Here is a 20,999-nt window from a genome sequence, read left to right on the forward strand (position 1 = left end):
AGGACAAGGCATTCCCCTCAAAAATTAGGTGTGAGCAGATACATCTTCCTGACTTGAGGCCCCAAATCGCGAGGGCGTGGGTCAATACAAAAGGGCAGGTCTCCTGGCTTGTAACATTTTTGCCGACCTTCTCGCCCCACAGGGGCAATGGTACGCGAGGACAAAAACCGATACGTTACTTACAGTTGCGCGTCAGCTCGTGATTTTCACACGATTCCCTTTTAATCTATGCTTCCATAGAACCGCTTTTGCGTTGATGAAATTACGAAACAAAGAACTTATGTTCGCAAAAATAGCATAAGCCCTTTAATAAATGCCGAACAGTCGTGTTTTTTTGCGTAATATCTGGATGTTATGGGTATAAGTGGCTTTTTATCAGCATTTTAAATCGCTAAAATCTTGCTTATCCCGCAACTAAGTTGCTGACAAAGCCCTGTGGGGCGATACCGTTAACAATGGTTTTTAAAAATACACGATGTTATTGGGGCCTAGCTCCAGCGGGTTTTCTCCGGGATTGAAGTCATCCATTGGGTACTTTTTTTGTGGGGGGATGCCAAAGCTGAGCGATTGTCTCTGCTCAACGGTTTCTGCAACCTCGTCGCAGTTTTCCGAAAATTGTTCAAGCCTAAATGCCCCATCCTTGAGTTGGTATTCAAAGCGGGTAGTTTGGCCGCAGGGGTCTCCAAATTCCACTTCGGCCTTGGCCAAGTACCACTGTTTGTCTTGGTATTGATACGTATGGATGTATTGCCATTTCTCGCGGCTGCCGCCAAAGTGCTCTAATACTATTTGGCCGTTTTTGATGCTTAGGGTTTGGAAAGGATCTCCCATCATCCCTCCGGCCTGACTGGGCAGCACTGCCCCCCGGCTTTGGTGCCATAGGCTCCAGTTGCCTTTAGTTTTTTGGAAAATGCGAATCTCTCGCACCATTCCGAGGTCGGTCTCTTCGTTAGTTTGGTAGATGACAACCAGCTCTACCGAGCTGTCACCATTGAGGTCGCCTAGCGCCTCCACGAGTTTGAGGTAGCCTTTGGGAGTGGGTACAGTATCGGGGGGTAGGGGGCTGGCCTTGAGCACAGTGGAAATAAGCGCTAACAGCAGGGTAATTGTATACAGTGGTTTCATAGGGGGGTATGGGGTTATATTGGAGGGGCATTGTTGTATGAAAATCAGTCCATTGTTTGCAGAAGCTGCAACAAATCAGCAGCTATATTGGGATGTTGTCGCCGGTTTATGTTGATGAATAAGGTCTTGATGCCGTCAACAGGGTTGTGGCCTTGGCTCACAAAAAAATCATAGATAAACTCCATCTCCTGCCTTGAGCCGGCCAGCACTCCCATCGTACGGTCAGGTTCTGGCTCTGTTTTACGGCGGTGTGCTATTTCGGGGCTTTGTAAAAAGGCATCTACTTGGGCAATCCAGTCAGCTATATTTTCTGGCGTGATACCAGCCTTGGGCAGGGCGGCGTGTGTGGCGGCAGTTTGGGGTCGGACAAACCTAAAAGCATCTTCCCGGCGCATTTCTTCGGGCTTAGGGTCTCTGTTGTCGTCGCCTTGCAAGACAAAACGTACTTGACCGCCGGGCAAGCGTTGGTATTGCACCCACCGGATTTGCACGAGGTCTTGCGTATCTATTGGTGGGTTGAGGTGGGTGCTCGACGCATCAAAATCGGTTGGCGTTCCACATACAAAATAGCCACTGTGCTTATCCCAAGGATGATGTGCGGTTAGGGGCAACTTACACGAGAAGGTCAACGCGGCACCCAAAATACCCTCATAAAGCTCTTGCGTACGCAGGTCTGTGAGCTTGCCCTGGGCTTTGAGCACCTCTAATTGGGGGATTAGCTCTTGACGCTCTGCCTCAGACAAGATAAACCCTTGTCTTTGGGTTTTGTGTAATACCAGTTCGGTGATGCTTATGTTCAGGGCTATTTGTTCTTCAAAAGCCATTCCCATCAGCATCAAGCTGCTTTTGGTTTGCCACTGGCCTTGTAGCCAGTCAGGGCTGCTGACTTGTGCATGGGCAAACTGTATCAGCCCCAACAGCAGGGCGCAGAGGGAGGTGTTTCGTAGCATCATCGAGGCAATCGTTTGATAGATATGACACCATAACGTAAATATCGTCATTTTGGATACTTACCAAACCCTCGAAACAAAAAAAGCCACCCCCAAAATTGTGGGGATGACTCTTATTTATTGACTAACTAAGGGTTTTTCTAGGCTTCTTGTGTTGCGGCTTTGGTGGCCAGCACATCGTTGAAACGACGTTCTTGGCGATTTTTCCAAGCGCCTTTGTGGTAGGCATATCCGCTGATGAGGGGCATAGCCAGTGTGGCTTCGGCCCATACCATCTGCTCGTATACAGTATCTACCTTACCCCAAGAGCAGGCCTCCTTGAGGGTAGAGCCGGAGAGTGCGCCGTCGCGTTCGTCGGCCACAGTGATTTGCACGGCATATTTGTGCATTGGTGTATCAAAGCCGAGTACTTCACCCGCTACTACGGTATCTTGGATAAAGTTTTTGGGCACACCGCCACCAATCATAAAGATGCCTGATTCTTGGCTGACAAGCTTGATGCGGGTCAGTTCGAGGAAATCCTTGGCAGAGTCGATAGAAAGGTGCTTGTCGGGGTTGTTGTATTGGTGTTGTACCAAGCCAAAGCCGGCAGAGCAGTCAGAAAACGCAGGTACAAAAATAGGAACACCTTTTTTGTAGCAGTGCCACACGATAGAATCTTCACGGTAAGCGGCATACTGCTCGTTTTCGTCGAGGTACTTGCCCATTTCGATGATAAACTCACGCGAAGAGTAAGGGCGTTTTTCGAGGCTGTCGCAGAGCTGCCCCATAATGTCATCACAGATGCGGAGGTTTTCTTCGTCGATATAGGTATCATAGATACGGTCAATCATCAACTCACGCAGCTCTTGGTCGTCTACAAAAGGAGTGCCTTTGTAGTGTTTGAAGCCAAGGGCCTCAAAAAAGTCTTGGTCTACTATATTAGCACCGGTAGAGACGATTGCGTCTACCATGTTGTTTTTCACAAGGTCAAGGATAACGTGCTTCAAGCCGGCAGAGATAAGCGAACCGGCCAAGGTCAAAAACACGGTCGATTGCGTATCCTCTTGCATCATATTGAAGATTTGCGCACCGCGAGCGAGGTTGCGGGCTTGGAAGGCCATATCGGCCATCGCGTCTACCATCGGCACGACGTTGTGTGCCTTCATGTCAATGTGTTGGATAGTTTCTTGGAGAAACTCTTTTTTGCGGGCTTCGTTGGTCATGGTGCTCGTCCTAAGTTAGAATATTACAATTTGACATAGCAAAGGTACGAATTTATGCCCGCTTGGACAGGGCTGCGCCTTGTTTTTGGGTAGAATATTTTGCGCTTTGCCTAGAATTGGGTATCGAACCCTGATAGAGATGGATTTTTTTGTACCTATGTCTCGCTTTGGCAAAAATCAACAAGAAATAATGGCCTAAGCTGGAGATAATTCTCAAAAGCCTTTATCTTCGCTCCTAACTACCAAACGGCTGTATACCCACTGCCGCCCAAACCTATGACCAAAAAGAAAAATACGGCTCCTAAGCGGATTATTGGCACAAGAGACCGGATTGATTTTGTAGACTTTGCGTTGTTTGATTTGCCCTGTAAGATTGATACTGGCGCAGAGACCTCGGCCATTCACTGTCATCATGTCAAATTGATTGAAAAAGAAGGACAAGAACTGATTTCATTCAAATTACTCGACCCCTCTCATCCTGAGTATGATGGGGTGGAATACCGCACGGCGAAGTTTGAGGAGCGGCGCATCCGCAGCTCATTTGGCCATACGGAGTATCGATATGTAATTACTACGCAGGTGCAGCTTTTTGGAGAAGTCTTCTCAACACAGTTCACCCTAGCCGACCGTGTGCAGATGAAGTTCCCAGTCTTGTTGGGCAAACGACTGCTCAAAAACCAGTTTTTGGTAGATGTGAGCCTAGTTGATTTGTCGTTTAAGCAAAAACAGCAAAACCTATCTACCCAAACACCTTTATAATTCAAAATTGCAACACTTTATTTATTATACCGACGAGGAGATGTTATGAAAATAGCCGTACTTTCGCGTAACCCCGAACTTTACTCTACCCGAAGGCTGCTAGAGGCTGCCCAACAACGCGGGCACGACGCGCTCATCATCAACCACGCCAACTGCTATGTGGTGATGGAAAAAGGGCTGACTAGTGTACACTCTACCCTACAAGACGTGGGTCAGGTCGATGCCATCATCCCGCGCATCGGTGCGTCGGTTACTTTTTATGGCAGCGCCATCATCCGGCAGTTTGAGATGCAGAAGGTCTTCACTACCCTTGGTTCGTTGGCCTTGGTTCGTGCCCGCGACAAGCTGCGCTGCCTACAAATTTTGGCTAAGGCCGACGTAGACATCCCCCGGACGGCCTTTGCCAAGCATCCCCGCGACATCCAGTCTATCATCGACCAAGTTGGGGGTACGCCTCTTGTCATCAAACTGCTCGAAGGCACACAGGGCTTGGGGGTAGTTTTGGCCGAAACCAAAACCGCTGCCCGCTCCGTAATGGAGGCTTTTTATGGGCTCGATGCCAATATCTTAGTACAAGAGTTTATCAAAGAAGCCAAAGGAGCCGACATACGCGCCTTTGTGGTCAATGGCAAGGTCGTAGGCGCTATGCGTCGCCAAGGGCAGGAGGGCGAGTTCCGCTCCAACCTCCACAGGGGGGGCTCGGGCGAACTCATCAAGCTTACCCGCGCCGAAAAGGCCATGGCTGTCAAAGCCTGTGATGCCCTCGGCCTCAAGGTAGCTGGTGTAGATATGCTCCCCTCTGCGCGTGGCCCCTTGGTGATAGAGGTCAACCCCTCACCCGGACTAGAGGGCATCGAAACCGTAACGGGCATCGACATCGCCGGCAAAATCATCCAGTATGTCGAAGAAAATATCGGCAATACAGAAGGCCGCAAAAAGGATAAAATTGGGGTTTAGCCCCACCCTGTACACGCATATTTCCACAATCCCTGCGTTATTTGTCTTTTCTTGTAGCTTCCCCGCGCCGCACGTTGAGGGCTGTGTTCCACATACCCAAGGGCACGCGGGGGGAGCTGTCGCCGAAAGCGCTAAGTTGCTTACGCCTGCGTAGTTTTGCTCGTAGCAGTACCCGCGCCCAAAATACCCACCAAAGCAACACAACAACACCCAAACCACAGTCTGTGTTGCACTGATAACATACCATATGATAAAAAACATTATTTTTGACCTCGGCGGGGTCATCATCGATGTCGTTTTCGAACGCAGCACTGCCGCCTTTGAAGCCCTCAACCCCGCCCTGAAAGACATCATTTGGCGCGATACTTTCCAGTCCGACTTATTTTGGGACTACGAAAAGGGCTTTATCAGCGATGCCGAATTTCGGGCGCGTGTCATCAAGACTTTCCAGCTTCCCCTGCTCAGCGACCACGATTTTGACACTGCTTGGAACGCCCTACTAGGAGATATTCCGCCCGCCCGTATCAAAGTTTTGCAGCAATTGGCCACACAATACCGTGTATTCTTGCTGAGCAACACCAACGCCATCCATATCCGTGGGGTAGAGCAAATTCTCCAAGCCCGTACAGGCATTGCCCAACTTCCACCCTTGTTTGAACGTTGTTATTATTCTTACGATATGGGCAAACGCAAACCCGACCCGACCATCTACCAACAAGTACTCGAAGAAAATGGCTTAAACCCTGCCGAAACCTTGTTTTTGGACGACAACCTCGACAATGTTCACGCCGCTCAAGGTCTTGGTATTGCTACCATACACGTACCGGCCAACACCGACGAGATACTGACCTTGCCCCAACGACTGCCACATTTTACTACCTAAACCTTTTCTAATTTAACGATGCTCCGATTATTCCGCCGCTACGGCCTCCATCTGCTGCTTTTCTGCCTGACAGTACTCACCACCACCCTAGCCGGTGCCGAATGGATTACGGGGCGGCTCTTTTTTGTCAATGAACAGCATCTTGGCTGGAGCGAGTGGATGACTTGGGCGCACTTCAAAAAGGGTTTGGCCTTCTCCATCCCTTTTCTAACTTTCTTGACCGTACACGAGTTTGGGCATTATTTTACGGCTCGTTGGCACAAGGTACGCGTAACCCTGCCTTACTACATCCCGTTGTGGTTGGGCATCACGGCCACCATCGGCACGGCAGGCGCATTTATCCGCATCAAAAGCCCGCTACAGTCACGTACACAGCTTTTTGATATCGGTGTAGCCGGCCCGCTGGCTGGCTTTGTGGTCGCTTTTGGGGTATTGGTATATGGTTTTTGGAGCCTGCCCGAGCCGGAGTATATCTTTGACATCCATCCGGAGTATGCAGCCTACGGCTTGGACTATGCCCCGCACGTCTACCAAGATGTTGAGGGGCTCAAAGTAGGTAAGAGCCTTTTGTTTATGGGCTTAGAGTGGCTCTTGGTGCGCGACCCTGCCCGAATGCCCAACGCCTACGAGATTGTGCATTATCCTTGGTTGTTTGCCGGCTATATCGGCCTGCTTTTTACGGCGCTCAACCTGATGCCCATCGGCCAACTTGATGGGGGGCACATCCTCTATGGGATGTTTGGGCAAGAAGTCCACCAAAAAGTAGCCCCTGTCTTGTTTACTGTTTTTGTGTTGTATGCGGGCTTGGGCATTATCACGCCCTACGATGACAATGAGAGCCTGCTGACCGCCATCCCGATTTATGTGGCTTTTTTATACCTCATTGCGCTGCGGATGTTTGTAGAGCGGCGGAATGTACTACTATGGGCGATGAGTGTGTTTACAGTACAGTTTCTCATCAGCTTTGTATCACCCACCACCATCGGCTATGCCGGATGGCTACTGTATGCCTTCCTTCTGGGGCGTGTGTTGGGGATTTATCACCCCCCGGCCATCCAAGATGCGCCCCTAAGCCCAGCCCGCAAGGCTCTGGGTTGGTTGAGCTTGGTGATTTTTATCCTCTGCTTCAGTCCTAGACCTTTTATGATAGGGTAAATTCGGCAGACGCTAACACCTAAATACTACGCAGTTGTTGTATGGCAAACCTGAAAGTCGTTATTTTGTAATACTTTTTGGTTTATCATCATCTTCTTAGTGCTCTTCCGACTTTATGTATACAAAACTACTCCGTTTTCCGATTATTTTTTGTTTCCTAGCACTACTGGCCTCTTGTGGAGCTGCGCATCAAAACGCTGGCCAAGAGCAGCGCGCTTCGGCCAAGTTTAAGCCACAAACAGTAGCACATCAACAACGCCACTTTCTGGCTTTGGATAGTGTACAAACACTACTGATTGGGGGGCATTTGGTAGATGTGATACAACCCTCGGGCGAAGTCAAAGGGAATATTATTGTATTGCCGGGCTGGGATTTCTCGCGGAAGGACTGGTGTCAGAAAAGCAGCCTTTGTACGCAAGCCCTAGCAAGGGGCTACCGTCTGGTATTGCCAGAGATGGCACGTAGTGTGTATTCGGCAGAGTACTATATCGAAACCCGTACTGATTGGCTGCGCTACCCCAACAAAGCTTGGTGTACGGACAGTCTAGTGCCGGCGCTCCAACAGCGTTATGGTATCTTGTTGCCCGAGCAGAAGAATTTCATCCTGGGGCTTTCGACTGGTGGGCGCGGGGTGGCGCTGTTGTGTTTGGCTTTACCCGAGCTATTTACAGCCGCTGCTGCGCTTTCGGGCGATTTTGACCAAACCAAAATGCCCGCCGATAACCTAATGCGTGGGTACTATGGCGAATACAGTAAGTTTCCCGAACGTTGGAAAGGAGCTGATAATCCTGTATATCAGGCTGATAAATTCCAAACGCCCATCTATCTTGGACATGGCAAGCGCGACGGCATCGTGCCTTTCCAACAAACAATATTGTTTTATGAAGCGCTGCGCAAGGCCAAGCCCGAGCTGACTGTCGTGCTCAATACCCCTGAGGAGGCTGGCCATGATTATGATTACTGGGATGCTGAAGTAGTGCCGATGCTCGATTTTTTTGAGTCTTTCCTTCCCAAACATTAAGCTATAAAACTGCATCCATAACGCCAAAAAAACCGCCGGAACAATTCCGGCGGTACAACTGATTGCCCGAAGTATCGGGAAGGGATAGAAGAAGGGGCATTCCCAAGCCAATTTGGCTTGGGGAATTATTGGGTAAAAATGCTTGAGAATCAAGAAAGTAAAACTCGGTAAATCTTGATGTATACCCAATCACAATTGGTTTGGAAAATCTGCACACTGAAAATCCTTGATAATCAAGGAAATCAAATTCTGTAAATCTCCAAATCTTGTGAATCTTGATGTAAAACCAGCTTAGTTCCCAGTTTTGGGAGCGTTTTTGACATAAGTCTCCAACCACTGATGCATTTCCCACAACATATGCATCAAAGACTCCTTGGCGCGATAGCCGTGGCTTTCGTGTGGCAGCATCACGAGGCGTGTAGTAGCTCCCAAACCTTTGAGAGCATTGTAAAGGCGCTCACTCTGAATGGGGAAAGTGCCCGAATTGTTGTCAGCCTCTCCGTGGATGAGCAAGAGTGGTTCATTGATTTTGTGGGCATTCATAAATGGCGACATTGTATTGTAAACCTCTGGAGCCTCCCAGTAGGTGCGTTCTTCGGCTTGGAAGCCAAAAGGAGTAAGTGTACGGTTGTAGGCACCACTTCGGGCTATACCGGCGCGTAGTAAATCGCTATGTGCCAGCAGGTTGGCGGTCATAAACGCCCCATACGAGTGCCCGCCTGCACCCACGCGGTTGGGGTCAACAACTCCTAAGCGCACGCCTTCGTCAATGACGGCCTGCACATTGGCTACCAACTGCGCTACGAAGCTGTCATTGGGTTGGGCATTGCCTTCACCCACAATGGGCATCGAGGTATTGTCAAGTACGGCATAGCCTTGGGTTACGAAAGGAATCGCTCCCCAGATAGATAAGCGCACAAATTGATATGGCGAGCCGTTTACTTGGCCGGCAGCGTTTTTGTCTTTGTACTCTCGTGGGTAAGCCCAGATAAAGGTTGGTAGCGGACCATCTTCTTTTTTATAGCCAAGGGGCAGATAAAGATCGGCCGTCAACTCTACCCCATCATTGCGTTGGTAACGCAAGACTTGCTTTTCGAGGTCTTTGTACTCGGGATAAGGATGTGGGAAAAAGGTCGTCTGGGTCAGGTTTCTCTTCTTGAGGTCGCGCACGAAGTAATTGGGGTTTTCTTTGGGCGACTCTCGGCTGGTAAGTACCAGTTGCTTGTCAAAATCGAGAATAGCCACAGGCTGCTCAAAATAAGGAGCTTCGGAACGCCATAGGCGTTGTGTTTTGAGGCTATTGAGGTTGAGCAAGTCTACAAAGGGGCGGTCACCTTCGGGCGAAGCACCCTTGCCGGTCATCCATAAGTTACGGTTTTTGTCGAGCGCCAGTATGCGTCGACCTTGGGCGTTTTTGCGAAGCTCAGGTGTACCGGGGTCGTTGTAAGTATCTTCATATGAGCGGTCAAAGATTACCTTAGCAGCGGCCTTGCCACTAGGATCTATCAGGCGGACAATCTGCTGACGGTTAGCCCACCAGTTTTCGTAGCATAGGGCAGTTTGGTTATCACCCCAGAGAATGTCCTGAAAGCGGAGTGTGGTTTGTGCCAGTAGTTGTGGCTGTCCGTCGAAGGGCGCATTGAGGGCAAATACCTTATCACGGATGGATACTTGCTTGCGTGGGTCGCCTTCGTCTTGGGCTTCTACCCAATAGACAACAGCAGGTGCATCAGCACGCCACCCATGATTGCGAGGCCCTGTTTGGACAGCGTTGAAGCCTGTGGGGATATTCTCCTGTAGCGGAATTTGTGCTAAGGTCTTGACGGCTTGGTCATCTACAGTACGGATCTCGACCTTCATCGGAAAGCGGTAGTAAGGTACGAGGTACGAGAAGGGTTGCGTTATCGTCTCCAGCAAAATATAGCGCCCGTCGGGCGAGGGGCTAGCACCCAATACCAGCCCAGCAGCACCGATATTTTTTATGTTGCCGTTGGCAATATTGACCAAGGCCGCCTGTGCGGTGGCATAATAAGCAAATAGCGCCTCATCATCAGGGTTTTTGAGCAAATCTTGGTAAGTGCGTGCAGGGGCTTTTTTGCCGATATTCTCTTGAATTACAGGGCCCTCGGGCACACTTGAGCGTTTGGGTGCTTGGCCACGGCTGGGCAATACCAACTTACAAATGAGTTGCTGGTTGTCAGGCATCCACTCAAAGGGCGCTCCCAAAACCGCATTGAGCATCAGATTGCCCACCCGCTGCGCTTGCGCAGAGGCCACATCCAATACCCAAAGCTCGATGCCTTGGCTGGTAGTGTTGGCAAATGCTACTTTGCGCTCATCCGGCGACCACTGCACATAGCTAATATTTACGTTGGCCGGTAGACCTTTGACGGCGCTGGTTTCGCGCTGGCCTACAGTACCTAGGCTCATTCCGATAAAGCTCGTAGCGCGGCTAGGGCCATTGGTTTGTGGATTGATGCGCAAGCCTGCCAAACGTAACTCAGGCTGCGAAAGTTCTTCAATCGTGGGTGCTTCGGAGCGCTCCAAAAACACCATTCGAGCGCCCTTACTATCCACACTCACCAGCGGGGTGAGGGGGGCGTTGGCCAAGTCTACCATCGCCTGTGGAGGCGTTTGGTAACCGCTTTGCGCCGTTAGCAGGGTATAGCTGCTCAGGCAGAGTATCCATATCCAACAAAATCGTTGCTTTATCATAAAAAGAGGGTAAGTTAGTGGTGAATTATTCAGCATTGTTGCACAAGTTAGGAAAAACCCTTGTTTGGCCACAACTTTTTCGCCGTTTGACAGGTCTATCTAGCTCAATACCCTTTTTGGCAGCTCAGAAAGCTTTTTACTCTTTCGGAGAAAAAACGACGCAAAAAAATGTATCTTCAGCTCAGAATCTGACTATCAACAAATGCATTTCAATCTACAACCCATACTTCGCAACGAGCGTGTAACCCTGATGCCTCTCCAAGCCCAAGACTTTGAAGAGGTGTATAGCATCGCCTCAGATGCGCTTATTTGGGAGCAACATCCCAACAAAAATCGTTGGCAAAGGCCTGTGTTCGAGACCTTTTTTGAGGGCGCGATGCAGAGTGGCGGCGCATTCAAAATCGTAGACACACAGCTCAATGCCTCCATAGGCAGCACCCGTATTTATGATTACAACCCTGCCGAAAAGAGTATCCTGATTGGTTATACCTTTTTTCACCGGATGTACTGGGGCAAAGGGTTCAACCACGCCGTCAAAACCCTGATGCTCGACTATCTATTCCAGTATGTCGAAAAAGTGGGATTTCATATCGGCGCTGCTAACATCCGCTCTCAAAAATCTATCGAACGCTTGGGGGCTGTCAAGATGGGTGAGCAAGAGGTGGCTTATTTTGGCGAAGCACCCAAACTCAATTTTATTTATCATATCCAAAAAACAGATTGGCTGGTGAGGAGTGTGAAATTGTAGGAATAAGCTAGGATTTTCTATCCAAACCTGTCGAATGTCATTTTTTGCTTGGGAAGGATGTACTAATTATGTACTTCCGTTATGTGATGCCCCAACCCATTACAAACCGCGCCTCCGACACGGGAGATGCCTCTAACAAAAAATCATTAAAGCTTGGGGGGCAAGGGACTTCGCTGACTTGTATTGTACCAATCCTGACTTTGTCTTTAACAATTTTGAGCCTTATGTCGCAACAAAACCGCCCCACTACTACTACCACCACGACCTCTTCGCCGCCTGATACGGCTCCTGTGCTCCAACAATACCAAAGCCGCCTAGAAGGACTTTCGAGCCAAGAAGCCGAACAACGGCTGGAGCAATATGGTGCCAATATCTTGCCTAGCAAGCCGCCTCCAACTGTTTTTCAGATCTTCATACAACAGTTTCTCAACCCTTTGATTTATGTGCTTTTAGCCGCTGCTGTGGTGTCGGCGTTGTTGCAAGAGTGGATAGATGCAGCCTTTATCGGGGTGGTGTTGCTGTTCAATGCTGTCATTGGCACTTACCAAGAGTGGCGCGCAGCCCGCAGTGCGGAAGCACTCCAAAACCTGATTAAGGCCAAGGTACGTGTCCGGCGTGACGGCAAAGTTGTGTCAGTGCCTGCTGAGGAGCTAGTCCCCGGCGATGTGGTGTTGCTGGAATCGGGTAACCGTGTGCCGGCAGATATGCAGTTGCTGCAAAGCTACCAACTCAAAGTTGATGAGGCATTTTTGACGGGAGAGTCCGAGCCGATTGAGAAAAACACAGCCCCCATCCCTGAGGGAGTACCCGTTCTGGAGCAGCGCAACCGGCTTTTTGCCGGCTCTACGGTGTTTTCGGGCAGGGCTGTAGGGCTTGTCATTGGTACGGCAGCCAAAACCGAAATTGGGCACATCAGTAAAAGCTTGCAGTACACCACTAGTGGCAAACCTCCACTGGTGATTCGGATAGAGCGTTTTTCGCACCAAATCACGTATTATATGTTGGGCGTAACGGCCCTATTGGCCTTGTTGGCTTTTGCCAAAGGGTATCCTACTACAGAGATTTTCTTTATTTCGGTGGCCTTGGCCGTAGCAGCCATCCCAGAGGGCTTGCCCATTGCCATTACGGTAGCCTTGTCGATAGGGACTTGGCGGATGTCGCAGCGCAATGTGATTGTCCGTAAGCTCACAGCGGTAGAAGGCTTGGGTAGTTGTACTTTTATTGCTAGTGACAAAACCGGCACCCTGACCGTAAACCAACAAACGCTGCGGCGTGTGGTGTTGCCACAGGGGCAGGTGTGGCAAATTAGTGGGGAGGGGTACAGCGGCGAGGGCGAAGCCCTACCCGAAAACACTACCGACGAAGACAGCCGCCCGGCGCTCAATTATGTGGCTAGGCTGGGGGCATTGGCCAACGAAGGTTCGCTCGAAAAACGCGGCACACAGTGGCAGGGGCAAGGCGATGCGATGGATGTGGCTATCTTGGCGCTAGGGCACAAAGTGGGCGTACTGCCCGCCGACCTCAAATCGACGGTAAAGGTACAGCTCGAAATTCCTTATGAGTCAGAACGCAAGTATGCCGGACTGATTTATGACACTGCCGAAGGCCGACACGCCACCGCCAAGGGAGCACTCGAAACTTTGCTGCCCTGCTGCAATGCTATCCGTTTGCCCGATGGAGGCAGTGCACCACTCGATGCCGCTGCCATTACAGCACAAGCAGATGCCCTGACGGCGCAAGGTTACCGCGTGTTGGCGGTAGTAGATGGGCTAATTGATGCAACAACAACCCCTACAGAGAACTCCCTCCAAGACTTACAGTTTATTGGGCTTTTGGGCTTTATAGACCCGCTACGCCCCGAAGCCGCACAGGCCGTAGCCGACTGTAAACGTGCTGGCGTACAGGTAGGCATCGTTACCGGAGACCATCCCCTCACTGCCTTGGCCATTGCCCAAGAGTTGGGGATTGCCAAAACAATGGATGAAGTGGTCACCGGAGCTGCTCTCGCCGAAATAGCAGATACCGAAGGGGAGGAGTTTGCCGCGCTCATCGGTCAAAAGCGGGTGTTTGCAAGGGTATCTCCCCTGCAAAAAATGCAGATTGTTACTGCTTTACAAAATCATGGACACTTTGTGGCCGTTACCGGAGATGGGGTGAATGATGTACCGGCACTCAAAAAGGCCCATATCGGCGTAGCCATGGGCAGCGGTACTGACTTGGCCAAGGAGACCGCCGAAATCATTGTTACGGATGATAACTTTGCTTCTATCAAGGCTGGTATTGAAGGAGGGCGACACGCCTACGACAATATCCGCAAGGTCATCTACCTGCTCATAGCTACCGGAGCTGCCGAGATTATGCTCTTTGTTTGCGCTATCTTGGCCAATACACCAATGCCTCTGACGGCAGTGCAGCTGCTCTGGGTCAATTTAGTAACCAACGGCATCCAAGATATTGCCCTTGCCTTTGAAGGGCGGGAGCCTGAAAATATGCGCAAACCGCCTCGCAAACCTTCTGAAGGTATTTTTGACAAACTGATGATTAGCCAAACCTTGATTGTAGGCAGTACGATGGGCTTGACAGCGTTTGCAGCTTGGTATTGGATGATGCAGGCCGGCTACGAAACCATTCATGCCCGCAATCTGGTGCTGATGCTCTTGGTATTTATCGAAAATGTACAGGTGTTCAACTGCCGCTCGGAGCGTAGCTCGGTGTTTCGTGTGCCGCTCAGCCGTAACTGGTACATCCTTGGTGGGGTTGCGCTGGCGCAAGGTATCCACATTGCCGCAATGCAAAGCGAATGGATGCGCACCATCCTTGGGGTTGATGTGGTTACGCTCCATGAGTGGGGGACGATGTTGATAGTTGCCTTGGCTGTGTTGGTTGTATCCGAAATCTTCAAACTAATCATACCCCATACACCGCTGCGCTGCGAATACACCCAAGAACGCTAGCCAAAACAAGCTGCTTCTGAGGGGGGAATAGCACACTAGTTCGACCATATTATGGCTTATACTACTCATTCTTCAAGGGTCTCAAACCCTTGAAGAATTGTGTTATTTAAGGGATATCAATCAGGCCTGTGAGGACACTGGCGCGGGCGTAGCTCACGCTACATTTTTGGAAAAGCAACTCGGAGCTCCAGCTCCGCGATAAGCTGAGGCCTCATTGTGGGGGTAAAATGAGATTTAGCCTGTAGTGTTAACTGTGGGGTTTGAAAAATGTCCAGTGGTGTTTGTGGAACAAGAAAAAAGGCATAGCAGCTTAAAAATTAAGCTGAATGCCCGAACAAAAATGACACCAAAATTAATAGCATTAACAAAGTCGCAACAATGATGCCACAGCACTAGCATCTTTGGAATTATTGCCTATTCTTTCTGAAATCGACTGTTCCATTGTTGGAATCTTGTTTCTATTTTTAGAAGATAAGGCCCTGATGATAAGCGTATTAATTGCTCATTGAGTTGTTGCCATACTAGCTCAAATGCCCCAGATTGTTGCCACAGTTGTCGTCCTTGTATATCCAACAACAAGATGGTACAGTACTCATCAGGGCTAGGGCCGCCTTTGAGGGAGAGTGTGTAAGGAGTAGGGTTTGGGTAAAGCACCCAATCTTGCGCATTTGTGTTGTTTTTGGCCAAATAACGCCATTCACTGTGGCGTAGCCGGCCTTGGTCATACCAGCGCAAGCGGTAATAGGCTGACTGTTGAAAGGCTGTATCAATGGCTTGGTATTGTACCGGACTATTACGGAGGTTTTGAGATACCCTGAGGTGTACAATGGGGTGTGTATTGTCTATCTGGAGGTTTGTACTTTTGTCTATCCAATAGCTGATGGTATCCGTTTGTAGAGGCCTGACAGTCCAGCGTAGGCGGGCGTGTTGTGGATTTTGTGGGTGGATGTCCACCTCCCAACGAAGTAAGTCAATAGGTAAGGGGGAATTTTCGGGAGCCAGTGTCCAATCTGAAAAACTTTGGATATTCTCCAAACCGACCCATTGATTGGCCAAGCTTGTTTGAGATGGGTTTCGCCCCAACTCTTGCCAACCGCCACCGGCATTACGGTATACCTGCAAGTCCGCAGCAGGGTGCCCGTTGAGTGCCAACAATGGATAGGCAATACGCACGGTAGCAGTATTGCCTGCGTTGATAGTCCCTGCGGTAAGTTGGATACTGTAGACCCTTAGAATACTGAATCCTAGGGCGGCATAATGATAACGACGCACATCAAGGGTGATGTCTGTGTTGCTACGGGCAATAAACACCCCCGACCCTGCTATGTTGTTTGGTATTGTGCTGCCTACTGTACGGTTTTGGAAAAGTAAATAACCGCCTTTGTTGGTTTCATTGAGTCCGGTACTGAGATCGGTAACCACGTGATTGTTGAGATAGTCTTCAGACAGCACACCATCATTACCAAGGTCAATGATTTGTTGTTGGAGGTTAAGCACACCCCGCCCGACAGTCAGCGTGCCGTGGATGCGTAAGTCCAAATTAAGCAAGCTTAGTCCATTGTTACGAAAGAGTGTAAAATCCTGTAATGGAGCTGGGTTGGCTGTGAAAAAATCGCTGGAAAGCACAAGGGCTGCCCCTCCGGCAGTCGCCGCATTGCCCAACTGAAGGCTTGAGCTTGCAGTCGTTTGTAGTCGACCGTTGGTGCGTCTTAAAGGCTGATTATCAGCAGAGAGTAACCTGAGCCGGCTATTTTGAAGTGCAAAAGTACCATTGCGTAGCTGGACATAGCCACTTACATCCAGATTCTGACTTAGGGTTACGGTCTGGGTATTGTCTATTTCAAGCCATTGGATGGCTGCGGGCAGCCCCGAGCCGGTTACTTGATTGGTTGTACCATAAAACCGAAAGCCAATGACAGTGGCAAAATTACGTGTGCCTGTGTTTTGTACGCTCCCTAGTGCTGCTGTAGCGCTAAAGCCCTGAGCATTGGCTGTTTTGAGGGTGTCTTGAGCGCTGAAGTTGGCCGTACCACTCAGTACGAAAGTGCTGAAGTCTACGGCATTCTGTGTGGTGATGAGCGCTGTACCGGGGTCCGTGCTGTTGTTGTCAATACGGATGTTGTTTGTCAAGCGGACTTGGTTGAGGTGTATATTGCCATTTTGTAAGACAATTGCCCCAGGGCCGCCAATCTCGCGTTCTACCACAAAAAGCCCACAAGTAGTACTTTGACTGACCTCTGCTCCGGCACCTATCCGCAAGCCGCCCAAAAACCGTTTTTCACCAGTATTATTGAAAGTGATATTACCATTGGCCTCATAAGTGCCTCTGAAGGTAGTAGGGGTATTCGCCCCTACTAGGCCTAGCGTGACACCTTGTCTAAAAATAGGAAACACCCCGGCGGAGACATTGGGGAAGTAAGTTATGTTAGCAGTAGGATAAGCACCAAAAACTGAGGTTTCAAAAATGGCTTCGTGCTGCCAAAACATTCGTGCCGCAAAAGTTATGTCTTGGTTGTTGGCATAACGGTATGCCTGTCCGCCGGTATTGTTGGTTATTCGAATCATCCCTCCGCCCTGTATTTCGATAGTACCAGTGCCTAAGGGGGCAACATTGCTGCTGCTGTGCAAAAATAACCCACCATTTTGGATGACAATGTCGTGGCCCACCCCATCATTGATGGTCAAGTCTGTAGAGGCTGTGCTTCGTGCCAAAACGCCACCACTTTCAATCACTACTTGATCGAGGGTAACGGCGACATTTATATCGGCGGTATGGCCATTACGGATGAGGATGAGGCCGTCGTTGAAGTTGGGAGCGGCGGAGGCGGCTACCCAAGTACTGCCATTGTATCGCTGCCAGTTGGTAGCAGTAGAAAAATTGACAGCACCATTGGTGCGATAATCCCCTAGGCTTTGCCCATAAAGCCCACTTAAGCTCAATAGCATCCCCACTACCGAAGCGCTGATATGATTTCTGAAGAAGGGAAACCAAACCGACTTAAAACTGCACATAACACGTAATTTTAGCTCACAAAGTCAACCGTCTGCTAATTTTAAGATAGTGTAAAAATACAAAAGGAATTCTTATAAATCCCTAACATAACAAAAGCTTAACCTTTGGGTAACATATTTTGACGATAAAATGGCCTTGTTTACCCAAGTGCTTTTTTAGAAAGTTTTAACAATGCTCAACAATCTTTTCTGTTTAAGCACCGTTTATACCCTTGCTGACGCGCTCCAACGGGCGCTAGCGATAGCGAAAGCCGAAAAGCTATAACAGAGTAGGCATTTTTTTAACAAAAGCTAAATTAGTCAGTTTATGTTGAAATTTAACCAGAATCAATGGGCAGTGGCATTCGCAGTAGTGGCACTCTCTTTTATCACCAGCCTTCCTTCTTTTGCACAAGTATCTCAAGGCAATCTCTTCTTGGGTGGCCAAGTAGGATTCTCAAGTACTTCGTTTGAAGGGAACTCAGATCGTAAAGAAAGCACGTTTTCAATCATCCCTAACATTGGGTATATGGTGAGCGATAACATCGCCATCGGTCTAGGAATTGGATATAACCAAGCCCGTAACGAAAACGTAGCAGGCCCTACACGTACTGTAAACACTAACAGTGCCTTTGTGGTAGCTCCTTTTGCACGTTATTATGTGCCTACTTCTAGTGACCAATTCTTCTTCTTCGCGCAATTGCGTGCTGATTTGGGCTTTGGCTCTGCTAAAACAGAAGCCACTACTGGTAACGTTACAGTAACTACAGATGCTAAAGTGAACACTGCTGATGTGTTTGTGTCTCCAAATTTTGCTTTTTTCCCTAGCCAACACTGGGCTTTGGAGTTTGGCTTCCGTGGTCTCGGCTTTGAGTCTGTGAACCCTGAAGGTGACAACAACAACGTAAGTCGTTTTGTATTTGGTGTAAACTCATTTGCACCACGCTTTGCGGTACAGTTCTTCTTTTAAGCGCTGAGTAGCCCTATATACAAAAGCCCTCCCAACCAAGGTTCGGAGGGCTTTATTTTTATCGAAGCCAAACTAGTGCTTGGGTTCGTACTTTTTGGGCGCATACAGAAAGCCAAAGGCTTCTGCGCCTTCTTTTTCTTTGCAACGATGGTGAACGTGGTGGGCGCGAATCATACGTTGCAAGTAGCGGCTTTTGGCTACAAACTTGATTTTGAGGCGGCGGTGTACGATGATATCGTGAAAAACGACATAAAAAATGCCATAGCCTAGAATACCAAAACCAATCGGCAACAAAAACCAAAGCCAAGGCACATTGACCCCCAGCATAATCGTGGCCATAGAGGGGATACTGAACACAACGGCGAAGTAGTCGTTTTTTTCAAAAAAGTGCTCGTGGGGCTTGTGGTGTGACTCGTGCCACGTCCACAAGAAACCATGCATAATGTATTTGTGGGTAAACCAAGCTACGCCTTCCATAAAAAAGAAAGTAGCCGTAGCGATGATGAAGTACAATAAGTAAGTCATTGTGTGCCAATATTTATTTGATTTAAGGAATTGCTTGGTCTAATTTTCTTGATGCGCAATAAGGATGGCCAATCAATTTCCCAAACTAGTTTCCCTAGAGTATGATGAAACAGAATAGGGTGCTATTTGGAGGGATGGTTTAGAGCTGTTCGAGGCGTTCTTTTACGGCTTCCATCAGCCACATAGGTGTAGAAGTAGCCCCACAAACGCCTACACGGTCGTCTTGATCAAACCATAGACGGTCTAGCTCGTCAGGGCTAGAGATAAAATAAGTGTTGGGGTTGACTTGCTTGCAGATTTCGTAGAGCACCTTACCATTGGAGGACTTAGTGCCTGCTACGAAGAGTATTTTGTGAAATTTATGCGCAAAATCGCGCAATTCTTGGTCTCGGTTAGAGACTTGCCGACAGATAGTATCATTGGCGTTGACCTCTATACCGGCAGCCAGAAACTTATCCTTGATTTCATAAAACTTATCGGTACTCTTTGTGGTCTGGCTGTAGAGCGTAATGCGCCGGGGGAGGGTGGCTAGGTCTAGTTCTTCAATATCTTGAAACACAACAGCCTCTTGGTTGGTTTGCCCCAACAGTCCTTTGACTTCGGCGTGTCCGTGTTTGCCATAGATGTAAATCTTGTCGCTTTTGTCATAAGAGTTTTTGATGCGGTTTTGGAGCTTGAGTACTACCGGGCAAGAGGCATCAATCAACTCTATATTGTTGCTGAGGGCTATTTGGTAGGTCGAAGGGGGTTCGCCATGAGCGCGGATGAGCACCTTTTGGTTATGGATATGAGAAAGGTCTTCGTGAGTGATTACCTCCAAGCCTTTGGCCTCCAGACGCTTTACCTCCTCATCGTTGTGTACTATATCGCCTAAGCAGTAGAGCTTCCCGTATTGGTCGAGAATTTCTTCAGCCATTTCGATCGCATACACCACCCCAAAACAAAAGCCGGAGTTTTGGTCAATGGTTACGTCTAAGTTTAGCATTGTGTAAAAAGTTTGAATGTTTATGTAGCGTTTTGTTGGTGTTAAGAGAAGTTGTTCAGAAATCAGCAGGAGGCTGTTTGCACAAATTGGTATACCAAAATCATCCTATTAACTCAGATAAGGCGCTAATGTTTGCTTGTCTTTGAAAGTACAGCGTCCGCTATCGAGCAAAAACTTACTGATACGCCTTTTGAGGTCTTCCTGGAGGGGGCTTTGGCCTAGATTTTTGATGATAAAGCGCAGATCTTGTTCGAGGTGAACACTCAACATCAACAGAGTAGGGATATTATGTTCAATGGTAAAACGCAGGAAGCGTATTTCCACTTCGTCGGGAGCGGCTTTGACGGCCTTGTCAAAATAGCTTTGAGCTTGCTGAAGCAGGGCGAGCTTCTCCAAGGGAAAAAGAGCTTGGTCGGCCCTGATCCCCTCAATAGCGCCTTTGTAGGCCAGCAGGAGGGGCTCTTGTTGGGTTCGTTCGGGGCTGAGGTATTGATCTAATTGCCGGAAATATTCCGGTTGTTTGGAGGCTACTTGATAGGCGGCTCTAATCTCATCGATGCTCATACCGGCAGGTTTAGTATTGTTTGCGTTTGGATTTGTATTGAATACTTAGTTTTTCAAACTGAGAGAGCAGACCAGTGGTTTGGCTGAGGGTTATTTTTTTTCCTTTTCTATTTATTTTGATGGGGTTGCTCATGGCAGAGCGATCTTGCATCACCGGCATTACTTCCCTGATTTTACCCCAGTCTTCTTGCCCTGCAAGTTGTAAAAAATCGTTGATAGCGATAGGTTCCTTTTGTAATTGCTCACTGATGAGGCTTTCGGTTTGGAAGTCTAGGCTAAAGTCCAAAACATCGCGTGGGTTTTTTTGGGGGAATCCTACCCAACTATTGGGGGCTTCAGTTTGTCGTTGCAAGATAACAGTTTGGGACTTATTATTTTCCTCAAAATATATCCAAATTTCCTGTGTATTGTCAGGAGCTAGGCGGCAGGCCAAAAATAGCAACACAAACAATCCGTAATTTATCATATAAGGCACTACTTTGAGATATTTTT

Annotated in this window: 17 protein-coding genes and 1 riboswitch; of the genes, 8 read left to right on the forward strand and 9 right to left on the reverse strand. The window is 48.8% G+C overall.

What is annotated here, in order from left to right; translation table 11 throughout:
* Positions 1 to 76 precede the first annotated feature (76 nt).
* A riboswitch (cobalamin riboswitch) is annotated at positions 77 to 263 on the reverse strand.
* Positions 264 to 462: 199 nt separating this feature from the next.
* The 3 genes from G499_RS19470 to G499_RS0109775 form a co-directional block, all read right to left on the reverse strand.
* The gene (locus G499_RS19470) at positions 463 to 1,125 is read right to left on the reverse strand and encodes a hypothetical protein (protein ID WP_051296133.1); all 663 of its coding nucleotides are present in this window, start codon (positions 1,123 to 1,125) and stop codon (positions 463 to 465) included.
* Positions 1,126 to 1,169: 44 nt separating this feature from the next.
* Complete coding sequence (locus G499_RS0109770) at positions 1,170 to 2,078, reverse strand: hypothetical protein (protein ID WP_026999790.1); 909 nt, start codon at positions 2,076 to 2,078, stop codon at positions 1,170 to 1,172.
* A 137-nt stretch (positions 2,079 to 2,215) separates the two neighbouring features.
* Positions 2,216 to 3,280 (reverse strand): 1,9-bis(guanidino)-5-aza-nonane synthase, encoded by a 1,065-nt coding sequence (locus G499_RS0109775; protein WP_026999791.1) that lies wholly within the window; start codon positions 3,278 to 3,280, stop codon positions 2,216 to 2,218.
* Between the two features lie 276 nt (positions 3,281 to 3,556).
* Between G499_RS0109775 and G499_RS0109780 the strand changes: the two genes are divergently transcribed.
* From G499_RS0109780 to G499_RS19480, 5 genes are all read left to right on the forward strand, one after another.
* Positions 3,557 to 4,039 carry an ATP-dependent zinc protease family protein gene (locus G499_RS0109780; RefSeq protein ID WP_026999792.1) on the forward strand — a complete coding sequence of 161 codons (483 nt, stop codon included), beginning with the start codon at positions 3,557 to 3,559 and terminating at the stop codon, positions 4,037 to 4,039.
* Positions 4,040 to 4,084: 45 nt separating this feature from the next.
* Positions 4,085 to 4,996: a 30S ribosomal protein S6--L-glutamate ligase gene (gene rimK / locus G499_RS0109785; protein ID WP_026999793.1), complete on the forward strand. Its 912-nt coding sequence runs from the start codon at positions 4,085 to 4,087 to the stop codon at positions 4,994 to 4,996.
* 247 nt (positions 4,997 to 5,243) lie between these two features.
* A complete protein-coding gene (locus tag G499_RS19475) occupies positions 5,244 to 5,879 on the forward strand; it encodes an HAD family hydrolase (RefSeq protein WP_035727112.1) in 636 nt (211 codons plus the stop codon).
* An 18-nt stretch (positions 5,880 to 5,897) separates the two neighbouring features.
* The gene (locus G499_RS0109800; RefSeq protein WP_026999795.1) at positions 5,898 to 7,034 is read left to right on the forward strand and encodes a site-2 protease family protein; all 1,137 of its coding nucleotides are present in this window, start codon (positions 5,898 to 5,900) and stop codon (positions 7,032 to 7,034) included.
* 115 nt (positions 7,035 to 7,149) lie between these two features.
* Positions 7,150 to 8,055 carry a prolyl oligopeptidase family serine peptidase gene (locus tag G499_RS19480; RefSeq protein ID WP_051296134.1) on the forward strand — a complete coding sequence of 302 codons (906 nt, stop codon included), beginning with the start codon at positions 7,150 to 7,152 and terminating at the stop codon, positions 8,053 to 8,055.
* A 291-nt stretch (positions 8,056 to 8,346) separates the two neighbouring features.
* On the opposite strand, the gene G499_RS19485 is transcribed toward G499_RS19480, so the two are convergent.
* Positions 8,347 to 10,770, reverse strand: coding sequence for a S9 family peptidase (locus tag G499_RS19485; protein ID WP_051296135.1), 2,424 nt, complete (start codon positions 10,768 to 10,770; stop codon positions 8,347 to 8,349).
* A 202-nt stretch (positions 10,771 to 10,972) separates the two neighbouring features.
* On the opposite strand from G499_RS19485, the gene G499_RS0109815 reads away from it, so the two are divergent.
* Positions 10,973 to 11,518: a GNAT family N-acetyltransferase gene (locus G499_RS0109815; protein ID WP_026999796.1), complete on the forward strand. Its 546-nt coding sequence runs from the start codon at positions 10,973 to 10,975 to the stop codon at positions 11,516 to 11,518.
* Positions 11,519 to 11,742: 224 nt separating this feature from the next.
* A complete protein-coding gene (locus G499_RS0109820; RefSeq protein ID WP_026999797.1) occupies positions 11,743 to 14,472 on the forward strand; it encodes a cation-translocating P-type ATPase in 2,730 nt (909 codons plus the stop codon).
* Between the two features lie 414 nt (positions 14,473 to 14,886).
* Here G499_RS0109820 and G499_RS0109825 read toward each other — a convergent pair whose 3' ends face one another.
* Positions 14,887 to 17,484: a T9SS type A sorting domain-containing protein gene (locus tag G499_RS0109825; protein WP_026999798.1), complete on the reverse strand. Its 2,598-nt coding sequence runs from the start codon at positions 17,482 to 17,484 to the stop codon at positions 14,887 to 14,889.
* A 307-nt stretch (positions 17,485 to 17,791) separates the two neighbouring features.
* Between G499_RS0109825 and G499_RS0109830 the strand changes: the two genes are divergently transcribed.
* Positions 17,792 to 18,433, forward strand: coding sequence for an outer membrane beta-barrel protein (locus G499_RS0109830; RefSeq protein ID WP_051296136.1), 642 nt, complete (start codon positions 17,792 to 17,794; stop codon positions 18,431 to 18,433).
* 72 nt (positions 18,434 to 18,505) lie between these two features.
* Here the strand turns inward: G499_RS0109830 and G499_RS0109835 are convergent, their stop codons facing one another.
* The 4 genes from G499_RS0109835 to G499_RS0109850 all read right to left on the reverse strand — a co-directional run bounded on the left by G499_RS0109835 (position 18,506) and on the right by G499_RS0109850 (position 20,973).
* Entirely contained in the window at positions 18,506 to 18,958 is a 453-nt protein-coding gene (locus G499_RS0109835; RefSeq protein WP_035727116.1) for a sterol desaturase family protein, read from the reverse strand.
* A gap of 139 nt (positions 18,959 to 19,097) precedes the next feature.
* A complete protein-coding gene (locus tag G499_RS0109840) occupies positions 19,098 to 19,943 on the reverse strand; it encodes a 4-hydroxy-3-methylbut-2-enyl diphosphate reductase (protein WP_026999801.1) in 846 nt (281 codons plus the stop codon).
* 108 nt (positions 19,944 to 20,051) lie between these two features.
* Positions 20,052 to 20,507 (reverse strand): hypothetical protein, encoded by a 456-nt coding sequence (locus G499_RS19490; protein ID WP_051296137.1) that lies wholly within the window; start codon positions 20,505 to 20,507, stop codon positions 20,052 to 20,054.
* A gap of 10 nt (positions 20,508 to 20,517) precedes the next feature.
* Positions 20,518 to 20,973: a hypothetical protein gene (locus tag G499_RS0109850; RefSeq protein ID WP_026999802.1), complete on the reverse strand. Its 456-nt coding sequence runs from the start codon at positions 20,971 to 20,973 to the stop codon at positions 20,518 to 20,520.
* Positions 20,974 to 20,999 lie beyond the last annotated feature (26 nt).

Origin of the sequence: Eisenibacter elegans DSM 3317 (genome assembly GCF_000430505.1) — a bacterium.
Classification (GTDB): Bacteria; Bacteroidota; Bacteroidia; order Cytophagales; family Microscillaceae; genus Eisenibacter; species Eisenibacter elegans.

Coding starts and splice junctions, on each gene's coding strand:
- G499_RS19480 (WP_051296134.1), top strand. CDS start 7,150: ATGTATACAAAACTACTCCGTTTTCCGATTATTTTTTGTTTCCTAGCA.
- G499_RS19490 (WP_051296137.1), bottom strand. CDS start 20,507: ATGAGCATCGATGAGATTAGAGCCGCCTATCAAGTAGCCTCCAAACAA.
- G499_RS0109800 (WP_026999795.1), top strand. CDS start 5,898: ATGCTCCGATTATTCCGCCGCTACGGCCTCCATCTGCTGCTTTTCTGC.
- G499_RS0109775 (WP_026999791.1), bottom strand. CDS start 3,280: ATGACCAACGAAGCCCGCAAAAAAGAGTTTCTCCAAGAAACTATCCAA.
- G499_RS19475 (WP_035727112.1), top strand. CDS start 5,244: ATGATAAAAAACATTATTTTTGACCTCGGCGGGGTCATCATCGATGTC.
- rimK (WP_026999793.1), top strand. CDS start 4,085: ATGAAAATAGCCGTACTTTCGCGTAACCCCGAACTTTACTCTACCCGA.
- G499_RS0109840 (WP_026999801.1), bottom strand. CDS start 19,943: ATGCTAAACTTAGACGTAACCATTGACCAAAACTCCGGCTTTTGTTTT.
- G499_RS0109780 (WP_026999792.1), top strand. CDS start 3,557: ATGACCAAAAAGAAAAATACGGCTCCTAAGCGGATTATTGGCACAAGA.
- G499_RS0109835 (WP_035727116.1), bottom strand. CDS start 18,958: ATGACTTACTTATTGTACTTCATCATCGCTACGGCTACTTTCTTTTTT.
- G499_RS0109830 (WP_051296136.1), top strand. CDS start 17,792: ATGTTGAAATTTAACCAGAATCAATGGGCAGTGGCATTCGCAGTAGTG.
- G499_RS0109850 (WP_026999802.1), bottom strand. CDS start 20,973: ATGATAAATTACGGATTGTTTGTGTTGCTATTTTTGGCCTGCCGCCTA.
- G499_RS19470 (WP_051296133.1), bottom strand. CDS start 1,125: ATGAAACCACTGTATACAATTACCCTGCTGTTAGCGCTTATTTCCACT.
- G499_RS19485 (WP_051296135.1), bottom strand. CDS start 10,770: ATGATAAAGCAACGATTTTGTTGGATATGGATACTCTGCCTGAGCAGC.
- G499_RS0109815 (WP_026999796.1), top strand. CDS start 10,973: ATGCATTTCAATCTACAACCCATACTTCGCAACGAGCGTGTAACCCTG.
- G499_RS0109770 (WP_026999790.1), bottom strand. CDS start 2,078: ATGATGCTACGAAACACCTCCCTCTGCGCCCTGCTGTTGGGGCTGATA.
- G499_RS0109820 (WP_026999797.1), top strand. CDS start 11,743: ATGTCGCAACAAAACCGCCCCACTACTACTACCACCACGACCTCTTCG.
- G499_RS0109825 (WP_026999798.1), bottom strand. CDS start 17,484: ATGTGCAGTTTTAAGTCGGTTTGGTTTCCCTTCTTCAGAAATCATATC.